The organism is Enterococcus sp. LJL128, assembly GCF_056924295.1.
Genome location: NZ_JBXPBP010000001.1, coordinates 553,287 through 561,366 on the forward strand (window position 1 = coordinate 553,287; position 8,080 = coordinate 561,366).

Below are 8,080 nucleotides of genomic sequence, written 5' to 3' on the forward strand. Positions count from 1 at the left end.
TTGTTGTTTTCTCAAAGCTACTTTAACTGAGTTTTCACCTTATTTACGATACATCTTAAACTCTAAGAACAGATCATTATAAATCCCCAGATACTCTGAGCCTAGATCCTCGTATACCTCCAGATGGGCGATTGTTTCATCATTTGGATAGAATTGTTCGTCCTCAGAAATTTCCTTTGGCAACAGTTTTTTTGCTTCCTTATTTGGTGTCGAATAGCCGATATACTCTGCATTCTGCGCCGCATTTTCCGGACGCAGCATATAATTGATGAAGGCATATGCTCCTTCGACATTTTTTGCAGTTTTCGGAATAACAATATTATCGAACCATAGATTAGAGCCTTTAGAAGGAATCACATAGTGAAGATGCTCATTGCCGTCCAGCATTTCTGCGGCTTCTCCTGAAAAGGATACAGCGGCTGCACTTTCTTCATTAATCATATACATTTTGATTTCATCAGCTACAATTGCCTTAACGTTGCTAGTTAATGTGTTTAGCTTAGCAGATGCAGCCTTTAGCTCCTGATCCTCTTTGCTATTCAGAGAATAGCCCAAGCTGTTCAGCGACAAACCGATTACCTCCCGAGCACCATCAATCAGCATCAAGTTGTCCTTTAGCTCCGGACGCCACAAGTCATCCCATTCCTGCATGCTTTCCTCATCAATAAACTTGTCATTATAGATAATTCCCAAGGTTCCCCAGAAATAGGGAATAGAATATTGATTTGCTGGATCAAAATCCAAATTTAAAAATCGCTCATCGATATTATTCAAACCCTTCAGCTTTGAATGATCAATCGGCAGCAGCATGTTTTCCTTCATCATTTTCTGAATCATATACTCTGATGGGATTGTGATATCATACGCAGTTCCACCCTGCTGGATTTTGGTAAACATCGCTTCATTTGAATCAAAGGTCTCATAGTTCACCTTATAACCGGTTTCCTTTTCAAAGGCCTTAATCAATGCCGGATCGATATAATCTCCCCAGTTATAGATTGTCAAAACATCCGCACCAGCCATACCGCTGGCACGTTCAAGCTGTCCGGCTCCTAGAAACAAAATGATAATAATGACGATAATTCCCGCAAATAAAGAGTTTAACTTTTTCATGACAGCTTCGCCACCTCTCTTTGTTCACGACGGAGCTTCTTCAGCCGCTTAGACGTATTGTCCTGACTGATGAAGTAATAGCCAATAACTAAAATCATGGAAAATAGAAAGACTAATGCACTCAGCGCGTTGATTTCCAAGCTGATTCCTTGTCTGGCACGAGAATAGATTTCTACAGAAAGTGTAGAAAAGCCATTGCCTGTAACAAAGAAGGTAACCGCAAAATCATCCAGTGAATACGTAAACGCCATAAAATACCCTGCAATAATTCCCGGCGACAAATACGGCAGTACAATATTCTTAATAACCTGTAGATTATTCGCACCCAAATCTCTTGCTGCATCAACCATCGAATCGTTCATTTCCTGCAGCTTCGGCAGCACCATCAACACCACAATCGGAATACTAAAAGCAATATGAGACAGCAAAACACTGGTAAAGCCCAAACTAATAAAACCAACTGCCGTGAAAAAAATCAGAAAGCTGGCGCCAATAATAACATCCGGCGACACGAGTAGAATATTATTAAAGCTCAACAGGGCTGTCCGGCTTCGGCGGCTTTTCGTATAATAGATAGCCATTGCTCCGAACGTTCCAATAATTGTTGCGATTAATGCAGATAGAAAAGCCAGTAAAAATGTATTTAGTACAATAATCAATAACCGGGTATCCTCAAAAACCGCAAAATAGTTATCCAAAGTGAAGCCAGTAAACTCATTCATCGTGCCGCCGCTGTTAAAAGAATAAAAAATCAAATAAAAAATCGGTGCATATAGAAGCAGAAAAACCAGCAGCAGATAAAGGTTTGACCATTTAAATTTCTTTCTAATCATTTCGCCCGACCTCCTTTTCTCTTTTCACCTGTTAGAAACATCACAGCAACCATAGCCACAATCAGCACAACACCAATCGTTGAGCCCATGCCCCAATTCTGAGTAACTAAAAAATGCTGCTCTATCGCTGTCCCTAAGGTGATTACCCGATTTCCCCCAATCAGACGCGTCAGCATGAACAAGGACAGGGACGGAATAAAGACGGCCTGGACACCGCTTTTCACTCCGTTTAAAGACAAGGGAAAAATTACCCGGCGAAAAGTCTCTGCACTATTAGCACCCAAATCACGGCTGGCGCTAATCAGGGAAGGATTCATTTCCTCCAAAGCATTAAAAATCGGCATAATCATAAAGGGCAGCTCAATATAGGCAGCTACAAACAGAAAGCTAAAATCGGTAAACAAAATCTGCTGGGAGCCGATACCCATAAAATTCAGAAAATGATTGACTGTTCCATGGACACTGAAAATTCCAATAAATGCATAAGCTTTCAGCAGTAAATTTACCCAAGTGGGTAAAATAACCAGCATCAGCCACAGCTGCTTATGCTTAAGCTTTGTTAAAAAAAAGGCAGTAGGATAGCTTATCAACAAGGTAACCAGTGTAATCAAAAAAGCATACCAAACTGAGTTAAAGGTCATTGCCAGATACGTTCCCGAGGTGAAATAGGTCTGATAATTTTCCAGACTAAACTGACCGTTCATATCAAAGAACGACTGATAAATAATCATCAATACAGGTGCGATTACAAAAAGAAGCAACCACAATGTATAAGGAATCGAATAAATTCGACGTACTGCTTTCATTCTTTTGCCTCCTATTCCTCGTAGCTTTCCAGACGGGCATCAAAGTCCTCTTCCGACTCATTAAAGCGCATCACGTGGATATCCTCCGGCTCAAAAAATAATCCTACTTGAGAACCTTCCACTGCTTTTCTAGTTGAATGGACCATCCATTCATTTTTTTGCTCGTCAACACAGATGATTTCATAATGAACGCCGCGAAACAGCTGTGTGTCTACTGTCGCTGTCAGCTTACCCTTTTCAGGCGTCGTAATGGTTAAATCTTCTGGACGAAGAACAACCTCCACCGGTTCATTCGGACGCATTCCGCCGTCTACGCATTCAAAGCGCTCGCCCACAAATTCTACCAGATTATCTTCAAGCATCGTTCCATCAACGATATTGCTTTCTCCAACAAAATCAGCTACGAAATGATTAATCGGTTCGTCGTAAATATCAACAGGACTGCCGCTTTGAACAATTTTTCCTTTGTTCATCACAAAAATTTCATCGCTCATTGCCAAGGCTTCTTCCTGATCATGGGTTACGAAAATAAACGTGATGCCTAAGCGCTGCTGCAGATCCCGCAGCTCATACTGCATATCTGTCCGCAGTTTCAAGTCTAATGCTGATAATGGCTCGTCCAAAAGTAAAACCTTTGGCTCATTAACAATCGCCCGGGCGATTGCTACCCGCTGGCGCTGACCACCGGACATCTCGCTGATTTCTCTATTTTCATAGCCGGGCAGCTGAACCATTTTCAGGGCACCTTTTACCTTCTTTTCAATCTCCTGCTTTGGCATCTTCTTAATCTTTAATCCGAAAGCCACATTGTCAAATACATTCATATGAGGAAACAGCGCATAGTCTTGGAAAACCGTATTTACCGGCCGCTTATTCGCTGGCACGTCATTGATTCGCGTTCCTTCAAAATAGACATCCCCTTCACTCACATCTGTAAAACCTGCTAAAATACGTAAAATGGTTGTTTTACCGCAGCCGGAAGGACCCAGCAAGGTATAGAATTTCCCTTCCTCGATTTCAAAGCTGACTTTCTTCAATACTGTTTCGTCATCGTCAAACCGTTTGACAACATTTTCAAAAGAAATAATTGTTTTCCCCACTCGTTCATCCCTCCGAATTATAGATAAGAGTCCGTTACTACTACCAGTACTCTGCTTCTGCCTTTAGATTTATTCTTTAATTGGTGCGGCTCGGCGGCCTCATAGTAAATGGCCTCGCCCTTTTTTGCTGTATAGGTGCTTTCTCCAAGCATCAAGGAGACTGTGCCTTCCAGTACATAGATAAAGGTTTCTGATAAAGATGGTTCAAAGGTCTTATATTCTCCATCCTTATCGAAGGTTAAAAGAACTGGCTCCATATCATTCTCATTTGACTCGGGAATCAGCCATTTCAATGTATAGCCGTTTTCCTCATCCGCATAATAGGTCGCATCTTGTTCATCATAAACAATTTTCTGCTCAGCAGCCTCTTCACTGAAAAATTCCTCCGGCGTCACGCCTAAAACCTCAAGAATATTGAAAAAAGTCTCCATAGACGGAGAACTGAGGTCTCTTTCCAGCTGAGAAATATAGCCCTTTGTTAAATCCGTTCGTTCACCAAGCTCTTCCTGTGTTAGATTTTTTTGAATCCGCAGGTTTTTCAGCTTCTCACCGATGTCCATCTTATCACCTCACCCAAAATATATAAAAACATAGCACTTAAGTTTACTTATACTAAACCAAGAGTTTAATTTCATCTTTTTTCAGTATACGAATTTTTCAAGAAATAGCAACTATTTTTTAGATTTTTTCGGGATTTTAACAGATAAAATTTTAATGAGAAGAATAAGCAGAAATCCGCCATCAAAAAAAGAATAATATGATATGATAGTAGTAATAAAAACAGGAAATTTATGGAGGGATTATTATGGAAAAATTTTCAGCACTATTGCTTCAAGAAACTGATGAAAACGTTACACATAGTATTCAGGAAATCACAACGGATCAGTTATCCGAAGGCGACGTGTTAATCAAAACCAGCTACTCTTCTATCAATTACAAAGACTCTCTTGCCGTTCAAAAAAAAGGCGGCGTCATCCGCAGCTACCCAATGATTCCCGGAATTGATGTGAGTGGTACCGTTGTTTCTTCCAGCAATGACAGCTTCAAACCAGGAGACAGTGTACTTGTTACCGGCTATGGTCTTGGTGTTAGCCATACAGGCGGTTTTTCCGAGTATGTTCGTGTGCCTTCTGAATGGGTGGTCCCTTTACCCGCTGAACTAACTGAAAAAGCTGCAATGGTTTTAGGAACTGCTGGGTTTACTGCAGCCTTATGTATTGATGGACTTGAGCAGCATGGCTTGTCAGAAAATAAAAATGCCAGAATCTTAGTTACCGGCGCTTCCGGCGGTGTTGCTAGTCTGAGCATTGGCATGCTTAAAAAAGCAGGATATACAAACATTACAGCTTTGACTAGAAAAAAAGAATCTGAAGCAGCTCTAAAACAACTAGGAGCTTCTGAAGTTTTGCTTTTAGAAGACTTTATGCCGGAAAAAATCAGACCCTTAGGAAAACAAGATTTTGATTTTGTTTTAGACACTGTAGGCGGTGAAGTTTTAGCAGCCGCACTACCTTTAATCAGTTATGGCGGAAGTGCGGCAATTTGCGGCAATGCGGGCGGCATCGGTTTAAACACAACGGTTCTTCCATTTATTTTGAGAGGTGTTAACCTTTTAGGAATTGACTCTGTTAATGTAGAAATGACAAAAAGAAAAGCTATCTGGAAACGAATGGCAGCGGAATGGGCAATCGCAGACACTGCACTGGTCAATGAGATTACGCTGCAAGAAGCACCACAAACCTTTGCTGCACTACAGCAGGGTGCCCATATCGGCAGAACAATTATCAAATTTTCCTGAGGAGCATAGATAAATGAATATTTTGATTACCGCAGGGGGAACTTCAGAAAGAATCGACAATGTCCGATCAATTACGAATCATTCCACCGGAAAGCTAGGACTGGAAATTGGCGAAGCCTTTCTGTCCCGCGGACATCAGGTGACCTATCTGACAACCGCCACTGCTCTGCGGCCTGTTGCCAATAGCAAGCTGACAGTCTTTGAAATTGAAACCACTGCTCAGCTCCAGCGGACAATGGCACAGCTTTTGGAGGAACAGACATTTTCAGCAGTGATTCATAGTATGGCTGTCAGTGATTTTTCAAGCGAGACCAGTCTGCCTGAAGAAGAGCTGATCGACAAAGTGACTGAACAGCTGCTGGCTATGCAAACCTACACAAGAGAGAGTATTGCAGAAACCATTCGTAAAGCCTTAGATGCCATTGGCAATCAAAAAACTGAAGCCAAGAAAATTTCTTCAAAGACAGAACGGCTCTTGCTTTTTCTAAAGAAAAACCCTAAAATAATTGCTATGATTCGAGAGAAACAGCCGCAGACCATACTAATCGGCTTTAAATTATTAGTTGGTGTTTCAGAAGATCAGCTGATTCAAGTAGGGATGGATACCTTAGAACAAAACCACTGTGACTTTGTTTTAGCCAATGATTTAGAAAAAATTCATGGACAGCAGCATCATGGCCTGCTGCTCCATGCTGACCGACAGATAGAAGCTGCGGATACAAAAAAAGAGATTGCTCAATTGATTGTAAAAAATGTTGAGGAAATGGAGCGGATGAATGAATGAAAACTATTTTATTAGGTGTTTCCGGTAGTATATCCGCTTATAAGTCAGCGGATATTACCAGCCGGATTACCAAAATGGGCTATGAAGTAGAAGTAATTATGACAAACAACAGTACTAAGTTCATTACACCGCTAACTCTACAGGCTCTTTCAAAAAATCCAGTTCATACAGATGTAATGGAGGAAATTTATCCTGAGCAGATTAATCACATTGAACTGGCAAAAAAAGCAGACCTTTTTCTGGTAGCTCCGGCTTCCGCAAATATCATTGGAAAACTGGCAAACGGAATTGCTGATGACATGCTTTCTACAGTAGCACTTGCTTTAAAAACAGAGGTGCCTAAGCTGATAGCCCCAGCAATGAACACGTATATGTATCAAAACCCAATCATGCAGCAAAATCTGAAGCTCTTAATAGAAGCAGGCTACGAAGAAATTGAACCTCGGGAAGCTTTACTTGCCTGTGGAGATTTCGGCAAAGGTGCACTAGCAGATGTAGATACCATTGTTGCCGAAGTGAACCGAGTATTATCCAGTCCCAAATAAAGGAGTTCATCTATGAAGAATACGAAAAATTTTACTTTGACTGCCATGTTTCTGGCTATCTTAATTTTACTAGCAGCAGTCCCTTTTTTGGGATTCATTCCAATCGGTCCAATTAATGCAACAACTATGCATATTCCTGTCATCATTGCTTCAATCGTTTTAGGACCAAAAATTGGCGGATTTTTAGGCGGCGTGTTCGGTGTTATCAGTATGATACGCAGTACAATAGTCATCACACCCTTGTCCTTTGTTTTCTCTCCGTTCATTCCAGTAATCGGAACGGATCAGGGAAGCTGGAAAGCTATACTGATTGCGGTGCTTCCAAGAATTTTGATTGGGATTGTTCCTTATTATGTATACAAGCTCTTCAAAAGTAAGACTGCTGTTCAACCAGTTGGACTGTTTGTAGCCGGCTTCTGCGGATCAGCGGTTAATACTATTTTAGTTATGGGCGGAATTTTTCTATTATTTAAAGACGCTTACGCCCAAGCAATGGATATCAGCATCAACGCAGTTTTCTCAGTAATCGCCGGAATCGTTTTTACCAGCGGAGCTGTAGAAGCTGTTGTGGCTGCCTTAGCTACTGCAGCAGTAGCCGCTGTCCTATTGCGCCTAACTAAAAGCAACGCCACCCAAAAACTATAAAAAAGATGAGACTGGGACATAATCCACTCTCAAAAAGAAAACAAGCTCGATTTTGATGATGAATGTCAAAATCGGGCTTGTTTTTTCTTCTTCCCTTCTCTTTCTCTCCATATATTTTCCTAATTTTCTTAGATTTAGTGCCATGAGAGCCAAACCAACATCAATCTTCGCTCCTTGTTTTCCACGTAAATGGAAACGATGGAACGCCAAATGAGCCTTTAGATGCCCAAACACTGGTTCTACATCGATTTTCCGTTGTCGATAAATCGAACCTGTTTTTTCATCTGAAAGCTTCTTCTTGCATTCTGCTTTGAAGTAACGCCATGAATTGTTCACTTGAATCTGTCGATTCCGATTGCTTTTGGCTTTCGTACATTGACTCCGCACAGGACATGCCCGACAATCCTCACATTCATAGATTTTGAAGTCTCGGACAAACCCGCCACGGTCTGTTCT

At 41.2% G+C, this 8,080-nt stretch carries 10 protein-coding genes; 4 read left to right on the top strand and 6 right to left on the bottom strand.

The window, feature by feature from the left end; genetic code table 11:
* Positions 1-39: 39 nt before the first annotated feature.
* From AC1Z3K_RS02775 to AC1Z3K_RS02795, 5 genes are read right to left on the bottom strand one after another with little or no spacing between them, the layout of a single operon-like run.
* Positions 40-1,113 (bottom strand): ABC transporter substrate-binding protein, encoded by a 1,074-nt coding sequence (locus AC1Z3K_RS02775; RefSeq protein ID WP_461731777.1) that lies wholly within the window; start codon positions 1,111-1,113, stop codon positions 40-42.
* Positions 1,110-1,946, bottom strand: a complete 837-nt coding sequence (locus tag AC1Z3K_RS02780; RefSeq protein WP_426084329.1) for an ABC transporter permease — start codon at positions 1,944-1,946, stop codon at positions 1,110-1,112. The genes AC1Z3K_RS02775 and AC1Z3K_RS02780 overlap by 4 nt, the downstream gene beginning before the upstream one ends.
* The gene (locus tag AC1Z3K_RS02785; protein ID WP_426084330.1) at positions 1,943-2,752 is read right to left on the bottom strand and encodes an ABC transporter permease; all 810 of its coding nucleotides are present in this window, start codon (positions 2,750-2,752) and stop codon (positions 1,943-1,945) included. The genes AC1Z3K_RS02780 and AC1Z3K_RS02785 overlap by 4 nt, the downstream gene beginning before the upstream one ends.
* An 11-nt stretch (positions 2,753-2,763) precedes the next feature.
* On the bottom strand, positions 2,764-3,852 hold the full coding sequence (locus AC1Z3K_RS02790; RefSeq protein ID WP_461731778.1) for an ABC transporter ATP-binding protein: 1,089 nt from the start codon (positions 3,850-3,852) through the stop codon (positions 2,764-2,766).
* A gap of 17 nt (positions 3,853-3,869) precedes the next feature.
* Entirely contained in the window at positions 3,870-4,412 is a 543-nt protein-coding gene (locus AC1Z3K_RS02795) for a helix-turn-helix domain-containing protein (RefSeq protein ID WP_426084332.1), read from the bottom strand.
* Between the two features lie 245 nt (positions 4,413-4,657).
* On the opposite strand from AC1Z3K_RS02795, the gene AC1Z3K_RS02800 reads away from it, so the two are divergent.
* The 4 genes from AC1Z3K_RS02800 to AC1Z3K_RS02815 are packed head-to-tail and all read left to right on the top strand — an operon-like array spanning position 4,658 to position 7,624.
* A complete protein-coding gene (locus AC1Z3K_RS02800) occupies positions 4,658-5,650 on the top strand; it encodes a YhdH/YhfP family quinone oxidoreductase (protein ID WP_461731779.1) in 993 nt (330 codons plus the stop codon).
* A gap of 13 nt (positions 5,651-5,663) precedes the next feature.
* Positions 5,664-6,434 (top strand): phosphopantothenate--cysteine ligase, encoded by a 771-nt coding sequence (gene coaB, locus AC1Z3K_RS02805; RefSeq protein WP_426084334.1) that lies wholly within the window; start codon positions 5,664-5,666, stop codon positions 6,432-6,434.
* Positions 6,431-6,979 (top strand): phosphopantothenoylcysteine decarboxylase, encoded by a 549-nt coding sequence (coaC, locus tag AC1Z3K_RS02810; protein WP_461731780.1) that lies wholly within the window; start codon positions 6,431-6,433, stop codon positions 6,977-6,979. The genes coaB and coaC overlap by 4 nt, the downstream gene beginning before the upstream one ends.
* Positions 6,980-6,991: 12 nt before the next feature.
* A complete protein-coding gene (locus tag AC1Z3K_RS02815) occupies positions 6,992-7,624 on the top strand; it encodes an ECF transporter S component (RefSeq protein WP_426084336.1) in 633 nt (210 codons plus the stop codon).
* On the opposite strand, the gene AC1Z3K_RS02820 is transcribed toward AC1Z3K_RS02815, so the two are convergent.
* A partial coding sequence (locus AC1Z3K_RS02820; protein ID WP_461731781.1) for a transposase occupies positions 7,619-8,080 on the bottom strand: 462 nt, incomplete at its 5' end. The genes AC1Z3K_RS02815 and AC1Z3K_RS02820 overlap by 6 nt on opposite strands.

Excerpts from the sequence above, each read along its gene's own strand:
- AC1Z3K_RS02775 (WP_461731777.1), bottom strand. The coding sequence starts at position 1,113 with ATGAAAAAGTTAAACTCTTTATTTGCGGGAATTATCGTCATTATTATC.
- AC1Z3K_RS02780 (WP_426084329.1), bottom strand. The coding sequence starts at position 1,946 with ATGATTAGAAAGAAATTTAAATGGTCAAACCTTTATCTGCTGCTGGTT.
- AC1Z3K_RS02785 (WP_426084330.1), bottom strand. The coding sequence starts at position 2,752 with ATGAAAGCAGTACGTCGAATTTATTCGATTCCTTATACATTGTGGTTG.
- AC1Z3K_RS02795 (WP_426084332.1), bottom strand. The coding sequence starts at position 4,412 with ATGGACATCGGTGAGAAGCTGAAAAACCTGCGGATTCAAAAAAATCTA.
- AC1Z3K_RS02800 (WP_461731779.1), top strand. The coding sequence starts at position 4,658 with ATGGAAAAATTTTCAGCACTATTGCTTCAAGAAACTGATGAAAACGTT.
- coaB (WP_426084334.1), top strand. The coding sequence starts at position 5,664 with ATGAATATTTTGATTACCGCAGGGGGAACTTCAGAAAGAATCGACAAT.
- coaC (WP_461731780.1), top strand. The coding sequence starts at position 6,431 with ATGAAAACTATTTTATTAGGTGTTTCCGGTAGTATATCCGCTTATAAG.
- AC1Z3K_RS02815 (WP_426084336.1), top strand. The coding sequence starts at position 6,992 with ATGAAGAATACGAAAAATTTTACTTTGACTGCCATGTTTCTGGCTATC.